The organism is Salinibacter sp. (assembly GCF_036626415.1).
In the GTDB taxonomy this organism is placed as follows: Bacteria; Bacteroidota; Rhodothermia; order Rhodothermales; family Salinibacteraceae; genus Salinibacter.
The window spans coordinates 1-17,436 of sequence record NZ_JAZKRW010000061.1 but is presented as its reverse complement, the minus strand read 5'-3'; the positions used below and the strand labels follow the sequence as shown (position 1 = coordinate 17,436).

The window sequence follows — 17,436 nt, the reverse complement described above, 5'->3', positions numbered from 1 at the left end:
TTCTAACGGACACGAGCGGTGCATAGATGAGCACACTGAGTGCGATGAACACGCTCAGTCGGCCTGGGGCCGCCACCTGCCGGTGGGGGCCCCAGTGCTTTCGCTCATCCCTGCAGCCGGGGGCGATCCAACTTTGGGACCCGTGCGTCCCTCCCGTTGCGAACGCCCCGACACGGAGCGGCGGCCGATACCCGCCCGGCGCCGACGCATTCTTTTTGTTGCTTTAGCGACTGATCTCATGGACCGCACACAAGGCATCGAGGCACTCAAATCTCGGCAGACCCCCTGGGATTTCGTCATCATCGGCGGCGGGGCTACCGGACTGGGGTGCGCCGTCGACGCCGCAGCGCGGGGCTACGACACGCTCCTGCTCGAGATGCACGACTTTGCCAAGGCCACCTCCAGCCGCTCGACGAAGCTCGTCCACGGCGGCGTTCGGTACCTGGAGCAGGGCAACGTCTCACTCGTCTTCGAAGCGTTGAAGGAACGAGAGCGGCTCCAGGACAACGCCCCCCACCTCGTGAGCAACCTCCCCTTCGTGGTGCCCAGCTACAAGTGGTGGGAGGCCCCCTACTACGGCATCGGGATGAAGGTGTACGACCTGCTCGCGGGTAGCCAAAACTTTGGCCGCTCGCAGTACCTGAATCGAGACCAGACGGTCGAGCGCCTCCCGACCGTAGAGACCGACGGCCTGCGCGGCGGCATTCTGTACTTCGACGGGCAGTTTGACGACACCCGGCTGGCCGTCAACATGGCCCAGACGGCCGACGAGCACGGCGGCGTGCTGATCAACTACATGAAGGCCACGGACCTGACGAAAACGAACGGCACGGTGGACGGCGTGATCGCTGAGTGCCAGGAAACCGGAGACACGTTCGAGATCGAGGCCCGGTCCGTCATCAACGCCACCGGCATCTTCACCGACACGATCCGCCAGATGGACGACCCGACGGCCGGCACCACCCTCCGGCCTAGCCGCGGGACCCACATTGTCCTTGACAAGTCGTTCTTGCCGGGCGACAGTGCCATCATGGTGCCGAAGACGGACGACGGCCGCGTGCTGTTTGCGATCCCGTGGCACGACCGGGTCGTGGTGGGCACGACCGAGGCGGAGGTTGAGGAGGTGAGCATGGAGCCCACCCCCGGGCACGACGAACTCGACTTTCTGCTGACCCACGCCCAGCGGTACCTCGAGAAGGATCCCGGCCCGGAAGATGTCTTGAGTGTCTACGCCGGCATCCGGCCCCTGGTGGCCCCGCCCGGAAGCAACGGCGACACCTCGGACATTTCCCGCGAGCATCAGCTCAATGTGTCCGAGAGCGGCCTCGTCACGATTTCCGGGGGCAAGTGGACCACCTATCGCAAAATGGCGGAAGACACCATCGATCGGGCCGCCCACCACGCGGAGCTTGCGCGACGCCCCTCGAACACAGACGAGCTGCGCCTGCACGGCTGGCACCAGGACGCCGACCGGTTCGGCGACCTTGCCCTGTACGGCGCCGACGCGGAGGAGCTGCAGGCCCTTATGGAAGATCGCCCCGACCTCCGCGAGCCCCTCGACGAGCGACTGCCGATCCGAGGGGCCCAGGTGGTGTGGGCCGCCCGGCACGAGATGGCGCGGACCGTCGAGGACGTCTTGGCTCGCCGCACACGCTGCCTCCTGCTCGATGCGCAGGCGAGCATCGACGTGGCGCCGAGGGTGGCCGAGTTGATGGCCGAGGAACGGGATCTTCCCTCCTCCTGGGCCGACGACCAGGTCGACGCCTTCACTGAGGTGGCAAGCAACTACCTGATGCCGTCTCTCACCTCGTAGCGGAACCTGTCCCTGCGGGTGCAAAGCGCGGCACGGCTCACGGGCACGGCCTTCTGTAGCCGGCCCCTCGCGCTCTCAGCACTCGCGCTCTCCCTTGGGCGCCCGCTGTGTCCCTACTGTCTCTAGCCCCGAAGCGCCCCGTCCCCCGACGGCTCCGAACCGCCTGCGTCCTTTGGGCCACCGGCCGGGTGGGTCTCCAGACCGTCTTTTTCGAGGGCTGGCTCGGCCGGACCTGACGCCCCGTCCGTCCCCTTCGATCGGGACTGCCCGAGAGTAAACTGATGCAGCCGGGCCTGCAGATCCTCCGTAAGTGAATCCAGCTCGGTTGCAACGTCGGACACGGCCGTGACGCCGGCGGCGGACTCCCGGGCCGCCGTGGAAATCGACTCCACGCTCCGGGCGATCTCCTCACTGGTGGTGGACTGCTCCTCCGACGCCGTGGCAATCTCTTCCGCCTTCCGGTCGACTCGCTGAATGGCGTCGGACACCTCTCCGAGCGAGGCCTCCACCTCTTCCGCCAGGCGCACGCTCTCGGTGACCCGCTCGTTGCTTTCCTCGGCGGCCCGAACCGCTTCTTCGACCCCCTCCATCACTCCCTCGATCATCTTTTCAATCTCGGAGGTGGCCTGGTCGGCCTCCTCCGCCAGCTGCCGCACCTCTTCGGCCACCACCGCAAACCCCTGCCCGCTCTGCCCCCGGCCCTCCTCCCCGGCACGAGCCGCCTCGATCGCGGCGTTCAGGGCGAGCAGGTTCGTCTGATTGGCAATCTCATCGATCCGGTCGACCACCTGAATGATGTCGCCGCTCGATGCCCCGAGCCGCTTTACCTCGTCGGCAGTCGTCTCGACGACCTCGGCGATTTCTTTCATCTCCCCGGTGGCCTTCTGAACAATCTCTTCGCTGCGGGTGGCCTGGTTGGCCGCGGCCTCGGCCGCCTCGGCAGTCTCCTGGACACTCCGCGCATTTTGGTTGATCGTCTGGTTCATCTCTTCGACGGCGGAGGCCACCTCTTCGGACTGGGCGGACTGTTCCTCGGCGGAAGCGGCCATCTGATCGGACGACGCGCTAATTTCTTCCGCGGAGCCATTGGCCTCTCGAGTCGCGCTCATGACGTCCTGGAGAATATTGCGGATGGACTGGACGGCGCCCTCAAGCTTTGTCCGCAGCTGCCCGGTCATTTCGGCGGCCTGCTCGACGTCCTCGCTGGGCGCGGTCTTTCCCGCCCCGGCGAACGAGACCGTCAGGTCTCCCTCCTCAAGCCGCTCGAGACGGCCGTCCAGGTCCTCGATCTCTACCCGGAGGAAGCTGCTAATTTCCTCGGCGGTCTCTGCGGCCCGTGCCGCCTCCTGCTGCTTTTCCTGGGCTTGCTGCTGCGCCTCCTCCAGATCCGAAAGAAGGGTCTCGAGCTCCTCGTTCTGGGCCTCGTTTTCGAGCTCGGTCCGGGCCCGGTTTCGCCGGGCCCGAATGGCCTGCAGGCACCCGAGGGTGAGGAAGCCAACCTCGAAAATCACCCACGCGCTGTGCTCGGCCGCCATCCACGGCACCGGCTGGGTCACCCCAAACATGGACATGGGCCAAAAGATGCTGCGGACGAAATGGTCGACAGCCGTCACGGCCGCAGCGCTCACCAGGACCGTCCAGTCATAGTACAGGCCCAAGAAGGCCAGCGACGCGAAAATGTGGAAGTGCATTTCGATGCGGCCGGCCGCAAGATAGATGAGGAGGCCCGACATGAGGAGCTGTGCGATCCCCACCCCGTGTCGCGTCAGGCGGGCGTCCGGACGCGCCCAGGCCGCGAGGGCCGCCGGAAGCGAGATGCCTCCCCCGAGGACGATGGCCGTCCAGACGTACGAGCCGACGGCACTCTCGGCCCCAGCCCATACCTCCGCGGACACCACGCTGGCCAACACGACGGTCAGGATCCACTGCACAACCAGAAGCCCGGCAAACCGTCGACTGGTGGCCGTCCATGTGGTCCGAAGATATTGGAGCGTCTGCTTCCGGAGCGCCTCGCCGTCGATACTGAAACTGGCGCCCTCATTCTGCCGCAGTGTTTCGGTGTGCATCGTGGGGATTCACTTCGGCACTGCCCCAGTCCCAATCGGCTCAAAACGACCCGTGCCATCGTGCACAGCAGGTGTGGTTCCCGTCGGAGTCCAGAGCAGCGACGATGATCGGCTGTTCCGGCGATGGGAGACCGGCAAAAGGGTTACCTGCCGGGAGCACAGCGCGTTCTCAGAAAGATCGGTGGACAGTTCTGGAAGCGTGGTTATTTGTCGAATCCAATTCGACAACAGTTATCGGCATCCCACCCTGACTTTTAATTCAGAAAGCGGATGTGCCCCTCCGATCAACCTCGGACTGCTTATGACCCACAACATCTCGTGCCGTCCATCCGCCTACACGTACGAAACGCTCATCCCAGACCGGCGGGACGAGCGTCAGTGAGGTCGCTGGAATGAAAGAATGGCACACGGTGATCAGGGACGCAGAGTGACTCCTACACCCGCCCTTCGCAATCTTCCGGTACGCCCCCCCGATCGTCGTGGCTACATGCGGGGCCGAGCGGCCGTGAAGAGCAGGAGGCCCGCCGCCACCGAGACGTTCAACGACTCGGCCGGACCGCGCATCGGGACGGAAACCAGCTCGTCGCAGGCCTCGGCCACAGGGGGCGCCAGCCCCTCGCCCTCACTCCCGAGCACCACCGCCACAGGGCGGTCCCAGTCGGCGTCCCAGAGCGGCGCTTCGGCGGTGCCCTCTGCGCCGTAGACAAAGTAGCTGCGCTCCTTCAGCTGGGTCAGCACGCGCGGCAGGTCGTCGCTCCGTGCAATGGGAATCCGGGGGGCCGTCCCGGCACTGGCCTTGATCGCGGCGGCATTCAGCGGGGCCATCTCACGGCTCGGCACGATGACGCCGTCGGTCCCCGCCGCCACCGCGCTCCGAAGAATCGCCCCGAAGTTGCGGGGGTCCGTCACCCGGTCGATGACCAAAAGCATCGGCTGGGCGGCCTGCACCGCGTCCCAGGTGGGCGCAATCTCGGAGAGCATCTCATCCACCTCTCGGTAGCGGATTGGCGCCGTGATGGCGACGACGCCCTGGTGGGCGGCCCCGTCCGACTCGTGCCGCAACCGCGCTTCGGGGACGTACTGCACGGGCGTGCCTCGCTCTTCGGCCGCGGCCCGGATGGCCCCGATCCGCGATCCCGTCGCGCCCTGCTTCAGCATGACCTTCTCAAGGCCCAGATCGTCACGCTCCAGGGCTTCGAGGACGGGCTCGCGACCGATGAGGGTAGAGGTGTCGTCGGCACTCATGGGGAAGGGGGGAGATGACTGCGATGATCCGCCGGTTGGAAACGTCCCACGGCCGGGCCGTTCCGGGATGCGCAACCGGGGACCACGAGGCAGGTTCGGTCGTCCGCCGACTCTTTGACCTGTTTTCGCGCCGGGCCGAACGGGGAAACCGGCCATACGTATAGATATTCTGTTCACTTCCAAAAGCCCACCCTTATGCCTGCCACCGCCTCCGGCCGCACCGCGGTCTTTATCGACGGCTGTCGCCTTCCCTTCCAGCGCGCCGGCACCGGGTACGCCGACCTCATGGCCTACGACATGGGCCGCATGGTCCTCCGGCACCTGCTCACCCGCACCGGCCTGCCCGCGGACCGGGTGGAGCGCGTGGTGATGGGCACGGTGGTGCAGGACGTCAACACGAGCAATGTGGCGCGGGAGGCGGCCCTCGCCGCCGGCATTCCGAACCGCGTTCCCGCCTTCACGGTGACGATGGCCTGCATCTCCAGCAACCAGGCCGTGACCAGTGGCGTGGACCTGCTCCGGACCGGACAGGTGGATGCCATGATCGCGGGCGGCACCGAGACGCTCAGCGACCCGCCCGTTCGCCTGAAACGCCCCGTCCGGAAGCGGCTTTTCCAGGCCCGCAAGGCCAAGAGCACGGGCGACTACTTGAACCTACTCGACGGCCTCAGTCCCGGCGACCTACTCCCCGAAACGCCGGCCATCGCCGAATTTTCGACCGGCGAGGTGATGGGCGAGAGCGCCGACCGGCTCGCCGCCATGTTCGGGGTTTCGCGTGAGGACCAGGACCGGTACGCGCTCCGCTCCCACGAGAAGGCCGCCGCGGCTCGCGACGACGGGCGCCTCGACGAGGAACTCGCCCCGGCTACGGTTCCCCCGGAGTTTGATCCCATCACGATCGACAACGTGATCCGGGACGACACCTCGATGGACCAGCTTCGGGACCTTCCCCCCGCGTTCGTCAAGCCCTTCGGCACCATCACGGCGGGCAGCTCGTCGGCCCTCACGGACGGCGCCTCGGCGACGCTCCTGATGGCAGAAGAGGTCGCCGAGGCCGAGGGCTTCGCCCCGCGCGCCGCCCTTCGCACCTACACCTACGTCGCGCAGGACCCCGAGACGGAACTGCTCCTGGGGCCCGCGTACGCCATTCCCGAGGTGCTCGACGACGCCGGGCTTGCGCTCGACGACATCGATGTGATCGAGCTCCACGAGGCCTTTGCGGGGCAGGTCCTGGCGGTGCTCGAAGCGCTCCGCTCCGACACGTTCGCGGAGGACCACCTGAACCGGAGCGAGGCGGTCGGCGCGGTGGACATGGACCGTCTCAACACCCGCGGCGGCTCCTTGTCCCTCGGGCACCCGTTCGGGGCCACCGGGGCCCGCCTCGTGATGAGCGCGGTCAACCGCCTCCACGACGAGGACGGCCGCTGGGCCCTCGTGGCGGCCTGTGCCGCCGGCGGACAGGGCCATGCTCTGCTCATCGAACGGCGAGCGTCGTAGACGGCCCCGCGCCTTCCTCCCAGCCTGTCCCCACAACGCTCCACACCCATGCCCACAGCCCTCTCCGTCCCTACGGACCTGCTGACCCTCACGGTGGACGAGACCGGCGTCGCGATCCTCGAGCTCAACGACCCCGACGCGTCGGTCAACAAGATCTCCTGGGACACCCTGAATGCCTTTTCCGACGCCCTGGACGTGATCGAGACCCACGCCGACCTGTCGGGGCTCGTGATTGCGAGTGGCAAGCCAGACTCTTTTATCGTGGGGGCGGACCTGGAGATGCTCCAGACGTTCGAGATTCCGGCGGAGGCCCGTCGCGTAAGCCGCGAGGCCCACGCCCTCGGGGAGCGGGTCCGGAGCCTCCCCGTGCCGACCGTCGCCGCCCTCCACGGCCCCGTGATGGGGGGCGGCTTGGAGTTGGCCCTCAACTGCGACTACCGGATCGCTTCCACCGCGGACGCCACGAAAATGGCCCTGCCCGAGGTCCAGCTCGGACTGCTGCCCGGCGGCGGGGGAACGCAACTCCTTCCGCGCCTGATCGGGGTGCAGAAGGCCCTCTCGCTCCTCCTCACCGGCAAAAACACGTACCCCGACAAGGCGCGCCGCATCGGACTGGTCGACGCCCTCGTCCACCCGCCCGGCCTCCCTGCCGCCGCGCGTCGGGCGGCGCGCCAGTTGGCCTCGGGCGCGCGGGCCGTCGACCGCGAGGAGCCGTCCTTCGGGGACCGCCTGCTGGAGGGCAATCCCGTCAGCCGGCGCATCATCTACCGGCAGGCCCGCACACGGACCGAGAAGCGCACCCATGGCAACTACCCCGCCCCCGCCCGCATCATCGACGCCGTGCGCACGGGCACGGAGGAGGGTCTAGAGGCGGGCCTGGACGTGGAGGGGCAGTACTTTGGCGAACTGGCGTTTACGCCCGAATCCCAGGCCCTCGTCTCCCTCTTCTTTGCCAAACGGGACGCAGAGACGAACCCCGAGCCCACCCGGGCGCGTCCGGTCAAGACGCTCGGCGTGCTCGGGGCCGGCCTTATGGGCAGCGGCATCGCCCAGGTGTCGGTCCAGAATGGGCTCGACGTCGTGCTCAAGGACCAGTCGCTGGCCCTCGCGGCCCAGGGGAAAAAGGCCGTTTGGTCCGCGGTCAACGAGCAGAAGGAGAAGGGCATCCTCAACACGTTTGCACGCGACCAAATCGTCGAGCGGGTGGCCCCGACCGCCGACTATGCCCCGCTCCGGGCGGCCGATGTCGTGATTGAGGCCGTGCCGGAGGACCTCTCAATCAAGCACGCGGTGCTGTCGGAGGTCGAAGCCGTCGTGGACGCGGACACGGTGCTCGCGTCCAACACCTCCGCCCTGCCCATCTCGACCATTGCCAACGGGGTCGACGACCCGTCCCGCGTCCTCGGCATGCACTACTTCTCCCCGGTCCCCGACATTCCACTCTTGGAGATCGTCGTCACCGAGGACACGTCCGATGAGGCGCTCGCCACCGCCTACGCCGCAGGCCTCGCGCAGGACAAGACCGTCATTGTCGTGAACGACGGCCCGGGCTTCTACACGACCCGCATCTTGGCCCTCTACATGAACGAGGCGCTTCTGCTCTTCGAGGCCGGGGCGGAGGTCGAGGCCGTGGACGCGGCGATGAGGGACGCCGGGTTCCCCATGGGCCCGTTCGAGCTGTTTGACCTCGTCGGCCTGGACGTGGCGGCCAAAATTACAGACGTGATGGGCGAGGCCCTCTCTCCCGACCGCGTCGACATTAGCGACTGTGCAGCCCAGCTCGCGGAGGCCGATTTGCTGGGCCAGAAGACCAACCTCGGGTTCTACGAGTACGACGCCGACGACGACGCCGACGACAAGGACCCCCAGGGCGTCCACGACGCAGTGTACCACCACAGCGACGCCTCGACCCGCTCGACGCCTCCCGCCGATGCGGTGCAGGACCGCCTCCGCCTCATGATGGTGAACGAGGCCGTGCGGTGCCTCGAAGACGAGGTGCTCCGCGCCCCCATCGACGGCGACCTCGGGGCCGTCTTCGGGCTCGGCTTTCCGCCCTTTCTGGGCGGGCCCTTCCGCCATGTGGACCGCCAGGGGGCCGACACGATCGTGGACACCCTGCAGGCCCTGACCGACCGACACGGCCCCCGCTTCCGCCCGGCCGACCGCCTCCGCACCCACGCCAATCAGGACACCACCTTCCACTCGTAAGCGCATGGCGCCGTCCCTCTCCGCCCTCAAAAGTGCCCTCTCCACCCCTGCTGCCTACCCGCACGACCCGGATCAGATCGAGTTTGAGCAGACCCACATCTCGCTGGTCGCCCTCGTCCCGCCCCGGGTCTACAAAATCAAAAAGCCGGTCTCGCTCGCCTACCTCGACTTCTCGACCCTGGAGCGACGCCGGCACTTCTGCGAGCAGGAGGTCCGCCTCAACCGTCGCCTCGCGCCCGACACGTACGAGGGCACCGTGCCCATCGTCGACACCGACGACGGCCTCAAGGTAGACGGCGACCCCGACGCGGGCCCCGTTGTGGAGGTGGCTGTACAGATGCGCTACCTGGAGCCGAGTCAGTTTTTGGAGGCGCGGCTCGCCCGCGGAACCGCGTCGGCCCCCGAGGTCGACCGGGTTGCGCGTACGCTCTGCGGCTTTTACGAGTCGCGCCCGTCAACGCCCGAGGTGGCCGAGGCGGGCCGCATCGACCGGCTCCGTGCGGTGACCGAGGGGAACTTCGCCGAGGCTAAGGCGGAGGGACACGTGGGCCATCTGCTCTCGCGCCCGGCCCACGAGGCGCTTCGCTTCTTCGCCGACCGCTTTTACGACCAACGAGCGTCCCTCCTCCACCGGCGGCGGGCCCACGGATTCGTGGTGGAGGGCCACGGCGACCTGCGGCTGGAGCACGTCCACCTCACCGACGACCGCGTCGCCATCTTCGACTGCGTGGAGTTCAACGACGAGTTTCGGCACCTCGACGTGGCCAACGACGTGGCGTTCCTGGCGATGGACCTCGACCGCAAGGGCCACCCGGAGCTGTCTCGCCGCTTCGCGGGGCGAATGGCGGAGGGGCTGGGCGACCCCGATCTCCGGACCCTGCTCCCCTTCTACAAAAGCCAGCGCGCCCAAATTCGGGGCAAGGTGCACGGCCTCCGGGCCGCCGAGGACGAGGTGCCCCCGGCCGAGCAGGCCCGCAGCCGGGCCGCCGCCCGCCACTACTACCAGCTGGCCCTGCGCTACGCGGTGGCGGGCCCCCGGCCCCTCGTGGTGGTCGCAATGGGACGCCCCGGCACGGGCAAGAGCACACAGGCCGAGGCGGTGGCCCGGGCCCTGGGCTGGCCCCACCTCGCCTCCGACCGCATCCGCAAGACGCACGCGGGCGTTCCGCTCCACCAGCGGCCCGACGCCGCTACGCGCGAGCGCCTTTACACCGATGCGACGACGGAGGCCACCTACGCCACGCTCCGCACCCGGGCCCTGGAGCGGGCGCAGCGGCACCAGGGCACCGTGCTCGATGCGACGTTTAGCCGCCCCACACAGCGGGAACGGCTCCGCTCCGCCCTCCGCGCTGCGGACGTGCCGTACGTTTTCGTGGAGGTGACGGCCCCCGACGACGAACTCAAGCGGCGCCTGCGCCGACGCTCCGCCGCGGACGCCACAGCCTCCGACGCCCGGGCCACCGACTTCCCGATGCTCACCGAGCGCTACGAGGCACCCGACGCCCTGGAGGACCCGCGCCACGTCCGGGTCGGGACCGAAGGATCGCCCGCCCAGACGACGCTCGACGTTCTGAAGACGTTGATCCGGCTGTCCGGCTGAGACCGGCCGCCCCTGTCGACGGTCACGCTACACGCCCGGGACCCTGCGGAGGCTTCGTCCCAGGGGACTGCCAGTGAGCACCCCGGCGGTGCCAGGTCGCACCGCGGACTCGTTTCCCCGAACAGTGTGGGCAATTTTGGGTTACCATTTGTTGGTTCATGGGACCGTAGAAATGGCCCCGAGGTCCCAGCACTCCATCCCGGAATGTCGGATCTGTCCCCATTTATGCCCCGCCTTCTCGCACTCAGCCTCGGCACCGTGGCCCTCGTCGGCACCGCGTGGCTCTTGTCCCCCTTCGCTTCCGCTCAGGCGCCAGGGGGCTCGCCCTCTCCGTCCGCAGAAGCGGCTTCTCCGGTCCATTCCACATCGCTGCCCGCGCCCCGGATGCTCTTCGACTTCGAGGGGGCGGACGCGGCCGACTGGAGCGTCGAGAACGACGGCGTAATGGGCGGTCGCTCGAAGGGCTATGTCGAGCGGACCGAGAGCAGACTCGTGTTCACCGGGAAGGTCGTGACTGAAGGGGGCGGGTTCACGTCGGTCCGTGCGCCCCGGCGGGTCGACCTCTCGGACTACGATGGGATTGAGCTCCGCGTCCGCGGCGGGGGGCGCACGTTCCAACTCGACGTTGATGACGGGACCCGGAGCCGGGGGCGTGAGGTGAACCGGCGTGGGCCCGTCCCCACGAGCGACGCCTGGAGCACCGTCCGCGTCCCGTTCGCTTCGCTCACGGCGAGTGCGTATGGCGAACCGGTGCGGGTCGACCCGGTCGACCGCTCGGCCATACAGTCGGTCGGGATCTACATCATCGACGGGCAGGATGGCCCGTTTCGGCTTGAGGTGGACTGGATTCGGGCCTACCGCGAGGCAGAATAGGGGCCGGATTTCCCTGGGTGCCGCCCCTGCCTCCACTCCGCCGACCTGGGGCCGACGCTAGGCCGCGGCCAGATCCATCGCGGCCTCCGAGGAGATGACCTGCACGCCGGCCGCGTTCATCTCGTCCCAGGCCTGGGCCAGCGAGCCGTCCTGGTCGATGCCGCGGGTGGCGTCTTCGATCACGTACACGTCGAACCCTTCCTTGCGCCCATCGACGGCCGACCACTTCACACAGAAGTCCGCGGCAAGGCCGCACACGTACAGCGTGTCGATGTCTCGCTCGCGCAGGTAGCCCGTGAGGCCGGTCGGGGTTTCGCCGTCGTTTTCGTAGAACGCCGAGTACGAGTCAATCTCGGGCCGAAACCCCTTGCGGAGAATCAGCTCGGACCGGGTGGTGTCGAGGTCCGGATGAAACGCGGCGCCCTCCGTGCCCTGCACGCAGTGATCGGGCCAAAGGACCTGCTCCCCGTAGTCCACCTCGATCACGTCCATCGGAGCGTGGTTCGGATGCGACGAGGCAAACGACTGGTGTCCGGCCGGATGCCAGTCCTGCGTCTGAATGACAGAGTCAAACTGGGCGGCCAATTCATTCACGGTCGGCACGATGGTGTCGCCCTCCGGCACCGCCAGGGCGCCGCCGGGGCAAAAGTCGTTCTGGAGGTCGACGATTAGCAGTGCGTTCATGGGGGCGTGACCATGCTTGTTGAGAAGACATCTCATTGTAGGTACGCCGCGTTCTGCGGGGTTGTTTGCCCCTCGGTGCCCGGGACCATTGGACTCAAGGTGGAGGTTTGAGAGGAAACCGATCCAGTCAGCCCTTCTCTCGTACGCTTTCCCTGCACCTCTCCCGTGACCAACACCCCGACTTCCGAGGAGGAGATTCGCCAGCGCGTGGCGGCCCTGCGCGACCACGCGCCCCGTGTCCGACAGACATCCGTCGAACAGCGCAGGGCCAAACTCCAGCGCCTCGCCGACGCCCTTCTGGACCGGCGGCAGACCTTCTACGACGCCCTCCGGGCGGATTTTCGGAAGGCCCCGGTCGAGGTGGACCTGACCGAGATCAAGGCCGTCACGAAGGAGGCCGAGCACGCCATCACGAATCTCGGCGAGTGGATGGCGCCGGACCGGGTGTCTTCCCCCCTCCTCTTCACGGGCACTCGATCGGAGATCCACCATGAGCCGAAGGGCACCGTTCTCATCATGGCGCCCTGGAACTACCCCGTCAACCTCTTGCTCGGTCCGCTCGTCGGTGCCATCGCCGCCGGGAATTGTGTGGCCTTAAAGCCCTCTGAACACGCTCCCAACACGGCTCATGCAATAACAGAACTTATTGCGGACCTGTACGAAGAGCGCGAGGTGACGGTTTTTACCGGCGGGCCTGAGACCGCCAAGCTACTCACGGCGCAGCCCCTCGATCACATCTTTTTTACCGGCAGTCCCACCATCGGACGCCGCGTGATGACGGCCGCCGCAAAGCACCTGACCTCCGTGACGCTCGAGCTCGGGGGCAAGTCGCCCACGGTGGTGGACGCCACCGCCGACCTCGACCACGCTGCAGGCCGCATCGCCTGGGCGAAGTTCACCAACGCGGGGCAGACCTGCATCGCCCCCGACTACGTCCTCGTCGAAGACCGAATCCACGATGCACTGGTCGATCAGATTCAGACGTGCGTCCGGCAGTTCTACGGTGCGTCCGTCGCCGCCCAGCAGGCCAGCGACGACTACGCCCGTCTCGTCCACGATGATCACTACGCATCAGTCACAAGCCTGCTCAGTGATGCGGTGGAGACCGGGGCCAGTGTGGCCGTTGGGGGGCGGCACGATCCCGAAACGAACTTCGTGGCCCCGACTCTACTTACGGACGTGCCGCTCGACGCCACGATCATGCAGGAGGAGATCTTCGGCCCGCTGCTCCCCATCATCGCCTACGAGTCGCTCGACGACGCCCTCCAGATTATCAATGACCGGCCGGCGCCCCTTACCCAATACGTCTTTTCCGAGCGGGAGACCACGATTGAGGCGATTCTCAACCGCACGACGGCCGGCAGCACCAGTGTAAACGAGGCCCTTCTCCACTTCCTGAATCCCAACCTTCCGTTTGGCGGGAAGGGCCAAAGCGGAATCGGTCGGGGGCACGGCCACTGGGGGTTCCGGGAATTTTCCAACGAGCGTTCCGTGCTCCGGCGATCGTACGGATCCGACCTGCTGCAGCCCCTGTATCCCCCCTACGACCGTCTCACGAGCCGCATCGCGGACTGGGTCTTGCGCTTCTTCTGAACGAAGGTCGTCTTCGACTTCAGCGGGTCGGCGTCATTGTCTTCTCACACTTCGCCCTGGTTTTTCGTGCCCGACGTCGGCGAGGTACTGGATGGGTATCGCCTCGACGCGGTCATTGGCCGCGGCGGCATGGGCACCGTCTACCGCGCCACCGACGTGGCCCTCGAGAAGACCGTAGCGCTGAAGGTGATTGCCCCCCACCTGGCCGGCGATGACACCTTCGTGCGCCGCTTCCGGGAGGAGGCCAAGGCCCTGGCCCGCCTGGACGCGGACGGCATCGTCGACGTGTACACACTCCGCGAAACGAAGGACGCCCTGTTTTTCGTGATGGAGCACGTCGAGGGCCCCTCCCTGCAGACCGTGTTGCAGCGGCGCGGCCAGCTGGAGCCCCCGCAGGCCCTGTCCCTCCTGCGGCAGGTGCTCACCGCCGTAGGCCACGCCCATGCCTCCGGGGTCCTGCACCGCGACCTCAAGCCCAGCAACATCCTCGTCGACGCGGACGGGCAGGCGGTCATCACGGACTTTGGGCTGGCCAAGATTCTGGCGTCCGACGCCGACCTGACAGCGACGCACGACCAGCTCGGCACCGTCGCGTACATGTCGCCGGAGCAGGTGGAAGGCCTCCACAACGTGAATGAGGCCAGCGACCTGTTCGCGGTCGGCCTCGTCGCCTACGAAGCCTTCACCGGCCAACTCCCGTTCGACCGGTCGGAAAGCGACTTTGTCATCCAACGGGCCATCGTGGAGGCGTCGTTTCCGCCGCCATCGACATACGCACCGGCGATTCCCCCAGCGGTGGAGCAGGTGGTGCTAGACCTCTTGTCAAAAGACCCGGCTGATCGTCCCTCGGACGCCCGGACAGCATTGCATCGACTTCCCAACCCGGAGACCGACGAGGCGGTTCCCATCGCGGAGCCCGGCCGCTCCGCCTCCGACACGCTCTTTTCGGTTCCCCAGTGGATCGGCCTCGCAGCGACCCTCGTGCTCATACTGGCGGGCACGTACGCCGGTGTGCGGGCCACACTTGGACTGCCCATTTTTTCCGTCTCGCCGCCCGCACCTTCCGACACCACCCGCCAGACCGTGGCGGCGAGCCCCGCGCCACAGCAAGACGCTGCTTCTCAAGGTTCGGAGGAGGCCGATACTAACACCGCCCGTGGTCAGAACCCAGACGCTGCCCCGATGGAGGTAGAATCGAGAGACGACCAGCAACCGACGAGTGAGACCTCCGAGACCAATCCCACTGATCCCACGCCCCCTGACGCCGCCCCCGAAGACTCACAGCCAGCCCCCCGCGTCACGGAGCAGCCTGCTGCCGAGCCAACGGCCTCCGACGATGAACCCACCGAGTCGCAGTCTCCCGCTCGGGGCGTGCTCTTCGTTCGGTCCGACCCGGAGGGGGCCTCCGTACGTGTCGGGGAGTCGCAGATCGGCAGCACGCCCGTGACGCTGGACGACTTAGAGCCGGACTCCTACGAGGTGGCCCTCCGATTGCAAAATTATCGTCCCTTCGAGACTACAATTACCATTCAGGACGGAGACACCACCCTGGTGACACGGGACCTCACCCTCCGCCCTGCCGTGGTGCAGCTGCGCGTCGTTCCCTCGGGGAAGGTCCGGATCGACGGCACGCTTCGCTCTGCCGACTCGGGCGCTCCGGTTGTGGACTCGCTCTCCCCCGGCTCCCACCGCATTGAAGTGAGCTCTGCCCTTGGACGGTGGGAGACGCAGCTTCAGTTGGAGGCGGGCGAGCGCTACGAGCAGACGGTGGACTTCACCCAGCGGGTGGAGGTGGCCGTGACGGCCCGTACGGTCTCGGGCACCCCGCTTCCCAATGCAACGGTGCGGGTCGACAGCGAGACGGTGGGGTACACGCCGCAGCGCATCACGCGCCGCATGGGCCGGCATACCATTCGGGTCGAGAAAGAGGGCCATACGCCAACCGAGCGGACCGTTCAGTTCGAGCCCGGCATGGAGACGCCACTCGTTTTTGAGCTGTCTCCGGTGTCCGAGTAAGCCGGCGGCTACTGCACGATAACGAGGCGGCGGGTTCGCGTGACGCCCCCGGCCTGTAGGCGAAGCAGATAGGTCCCACTGGACACCGTTCCGGTACGGGGGGTCCAGTTGTACGTGTGGGTGCCGGTCTCTACTCGGCGACCGTCCATGAGCGTCGCCACGCGTCGGCCCAGAAGGTCGTAGACTTCAAGCGTCACCCGTGTAGGCTCGGGGACCTGATACCGAAACGTGGCGTGCGTGCGCACCGGGTGCGGCACGCTCGGCAGCAGTTCAATACGCTGAGGACGATCATCCGCTCTGCCGAGGGCCTGCTGGACCGCCGCGGGCGACCCGACATGGACCCGAAGCCGACGCGTCTTCTCATCGCCGGACGCTGGAAATTGATATCGGGGCGTCTCCCGAAGATTCTGCACTTCCTCCAGTGCTGGATCCACGAGCCACACTTCTTTTCCCTCGGGCACCGACGCTACCCCCGTCGCACTGACCGTCACCATCCCTGACACGTTCGTCCGCACCTCGGCCGTCCAGGTGTCGAGAGATCCCTCCCCGGCTCGAATGTCGCGCCAAAGGGCTCCGTCCTCATTCGGAGCGCGGAAGGCGAGGGACACGTACTCGCCCACCGGGGGCGGCTCACGGCCATCCGCCGGATCAAGACCATTGCTTGCCTCGGAAGCAACCCCAAGGGTGTTGAATCCATCTCGGGCCCGGTCAACCTGGGCGGACAGATTTATATCCCACGCGGGCTCTGGGCCGGTCGCCGATTTTGAGGACGAAGGGACATCCGCGGTTGGATCGATGAGGAGGGTCCCCGCCTGCCCATCGGAGAGACGAACCAGGAACCCGCGGTACGGCTCCAGCACGTCCCCCGCCCCTTTGGGCGTAAACGTTCCATTGTAGCCGAACACGTCCTGGATCGTCGCAGAGGTGTTTTCCACGGAGAGCTGTGCCCGCGGGACGTCGAAGGCGAAGGGGTTTCCAATCAAGTTCCACCCTTCCTGCAGCGGTATCTCAAAGGGCTGATCCGTGCGGAGGGACGTCCCCTGCACCGGCCCCACTGTCCCCCCCGATCGACGAATCAGCCAGAGGGCCCGGCCGGTCTCCAGTTCCTCCCCGAGGTCGTTCCGCTCTTCGTAGCCGCCCTCTGAGGTGAGGCCCTCCGGCCCAATGGCAAAGAGGCGCCACTCGGTTGGATCGTACGGAGCAAGTGCTTCAAACAGCGTCGACAGCCGTTGGTCGTTTTGTTGGCCGGGGTAGGCCACGATGCGGTACGCCGTCTGCGCCGTGCCGCCGGGTTGGGTAAAGGAGAGGGTTTCGGACTCTACGCGGACCGACGCCACGCCGTTTGACGGAGCGCGCACCTCGTTTCCCCCCTCATCTCGCGTCGTGACGATGAACGCCACCCCTCGATCCGTGACCTCGGCTCCCGGGATGGACTCCGTGAACTCGGATCCGTCCCGCGCCATTGTCAGGCTCGTGAACGAGGATTCTCCCCCCTGTCGGAATTGCAACTGGACCGTTTCATCAGACGGAACATTGGTCCCTTGCACCGTCACATCGACGGCGGCGCCGGCCTCCACGGGCTGAGACACCGGAACGTCCGGTTCTTCAATCTGGAGGCCCGTCGGCGCGAAGGGCGTGGCGGAGGCCTGATTGGAGAGCGTCGACTCATCCGTATTGGAGCCCCCGCACGTCAAGGTGCCTTCTCCCGTCTCGCCGGTTTCGGCCGACACGCGGTAGAAATAGGTCGTGCCGTTCGAACGCCCCGAATCCGTAAAGGACGGGGCGCCCCCGTCTGGGGGCGGAACCTCGGCGATCCGCAGTTCAGAAGGGGTTTGAGGATC

Annotated in this window: 11 protein-coding genes; 7 read left to right on the top strand and 4 right to left on the bottom strand. The window is 67.0% G+C overall.

Features of this window, described 5'->3' with window-relative positions; translation table 11 throughout:
• Window positions 1–238 precede the first annotated feature (238 nt).
• On the top strand, window positions 239–1,813 hold the full coding sequence (locus V5A20_RS08280) for a glycerol-3-phosphate dehydrogenase/oxidase (RefSeq protein ID WP_332316480.1): 1,575 nt from the start codon (window positions 239–241) through the stop codon (window positions 1,811–1,813).
• A 122-nt stretch (window positions 1,814–1,935) separates the two neighbouring features.
• Here V5A20_RS08280 and V5A20_RS08275 read toward each other — a convergent pair whose 3' ends face one another.
• Together V5A20_RS08275 and rlmB are read right to left on the bottom strand one after the other, a co-directional pair.
• Complete coding sequence (locus V5A20_RS08275) at window positions 1,936–3,879, bottom strand: methyl-accepting chemotaxis protein (RefSeq protein ID WP_332327100.1); 1,944 nt, start codon at window positions 3,877–3,879, stop codon at window positions 1,936–1,938.
• A gap of 483 nt (window positions 3,880–4,362) precedes the next feature.
• Window positions 4,363–5,124, bottom strand: a complete 762-nt coding sequence (rlmB, locus tag V5A20_RS08270) for a 23S rRNA (guanosine(2251)-2'-O)-methyltransferase RlmB (protein WP_332316482.1) — start codon at window positions 5,122–5,124, stop codon at window positions 4,363–4,365.
• Between the two features lie 195 nt (window positions 5,125–5,319).
• On the opposite strand from rlmB, the gene V5A20_RS08265 reads away from it, so the two are divergent.
• The 4 genes from V5A20_RS08265 to V5A20_RS08250 all read left to right on the top strand — a co-directional run bounded on the left by V5A20_RS08265 (window position 5,320) and on the right by V5A20_RS08250 (window position 11,302).
• Window positions 5,320–6,621 carry an acetyl-CoA C-acyltransferase gene (locus V5A20_RS08265; RefSeq protein ID WP_332316483.1) on the top strand — a complete coding sequence of 434 codons (1,302 nt, stop codon included), beginning with the start codon at window positions 5,320–5,322 and terminating at the stop codon, window positions 6,619–6,621.
• Between the two features lie 48 nt (window positions 6,622–6,669).
• A complete protein-coding gene (locus V5A20_RS08260) occupies window positions 6,670–8,829 on the top strand; it encodes a 3-hydroxyacyl-CoA dehydrogenase NAD-binding domain-containing protein (RefSeq protein ID WP_332316484.1) in 2,160 nt (719 codons plus the stop codon).
• A gap of 4 nt (window positions 8,830–8,833) precedes the next feature.
• A complete protein-coding gene (locus tag V5A20_RS08255; RefSeq protein ID WP_332327099.1) occupies window positions 8,834–10,429 on the top strand; it encodes a bifunctional aminoglycoside phosphotransferase/ATP-binding protein in 1,596 nt (531 codons plus the stop codon).
• Window positions 10,430–10,654: 225 nt separating this feature from the next.
• Complete coding sequence (locus tag V5A20_RS08250) at window positions 10,655–11,302, top strand: CIA30 family protein (protein WP_332327098.1); 648 nt, start codon at window positions 10,655–10,657, stop codon at window positions 11,300–11,302.
• 57 nt (window positions 11,303–11,359) lie between these two features.
• On the opposite strand, the gene pncA is transcribed toward V5A20_RS08250, so the two are convergent.
• A complete protein-coding gene (pncA, locus tag V5A20_RS08245) occupies window positions 11,360–11,986 on the bottom strand; it encodes a bifunctional nicotinamidase/pyrazinamidase (protein WP_332327097.1) in 627 nt (208 codons plus the stop codon).
• A 165-nt stretch (window positions 11,987–12,151) separates the two neighbouring features.
• On the opposite strand from pncA, the gene V5A20_RS08240 reads away from it, so the two are divergent.
• Window positions 12,152–13,579 carry an aldehyde dehydrogenase family protein gene (locus tag V5A20_RS08240; RefSeq protein ID WP_332327096.1) on the top strand — a complete coding sequence of 476 codons (1,428 nt, stop codon included), beginning with the start codon at window positions 12,152–12,154 and terminating at the stop codon, window positions 13,577–13,579.
• Window positions 13,580–13,645: 66 nt separating this feature from the next.
• Window positions 13,646–15,595, top strand: coding sequence for a serine/threonine-protein kinase (locus tag V5A20_RS08235; protein ID WP_332327094.1), 1,950 nt, complete (start codon window positions 13,646–13,648; stop codon window positions 15,593–15,595).
• Between the two features lie 8 nt (window positions 15,596–15,603).
• On the opposite strand, the gene V5A20_RS08230 is transcribed toward V5A20_RS08235, so the two are convergent.
• Window positions 15,604–17,436 (bottom strand): T9SS type A sorting domain-containing protein (locus tag V5A20_RS08230; RefSeq protein WP_332327093.1); only part of this gene is annotated, 1,833 nt, incomplete at its 5' end.

Excerpts from the sequence above, each read along its gene's own strand:
- V5A20_RS08280 (WP_332316480.1), top strand. The coding sequence starts at position 239 with ATGGACCGCACACAAGGCATCGAGGCACTCAAATCTCGGCAGACCCCC.
- V5A20_RS08275 (WP_332327100.1), bottom strand. The coding sequence starts at position 3,879 with ATGCACACCGAAACACTGCGGCAGAATGAGGGCGCCAGTTTCAGTATC.
- rlmB (WP_332316482.1), bottom strand. The coding sequence starts at position 5,124 with ATGAGTGCCGACGACACCTCTACCCTCATCGGTCGCGAGCCCGTCCTC.
- V5A20_RS08265 (WP_332316483.1), top strand. The coding sequence starts at position 5,320 with ATGCCTGCCACCGCCTCCGGCCGCACCGCGGTCTTTATCGACGGCTGT.
- V5A20_RS08260 (WP_332316484.1), top strand. The coding sequence starts at position 6,670 with ATGCCCACAGCCCTCTCCGTCCCTACGGACCTGCTGACCCTCACGGTG.
- V5A20_RS08255 (WP_332327099.1), top strand. The coding sequence starts at position 8,834 with ATGGCGCCGTCCCTCTCCGCCCTCAAAAGTGCCCTCTCCACCCCTGCT.
- V5A20_RS08250 (WP_332327098.1), top strand. The coding sequence starts at position 10,655 with ATGCCCCGCCTTCTCGCACTCAGCCTCGGCACCGTGGCCCTCGTCGGC.
- pncA (WP_332327097.1), bottom strand. The coding sequence starts at position 11,986 with ATGAACGCACTGCTAATCGTCGACCTCCAGAACGACTTTTGCCCCGGC.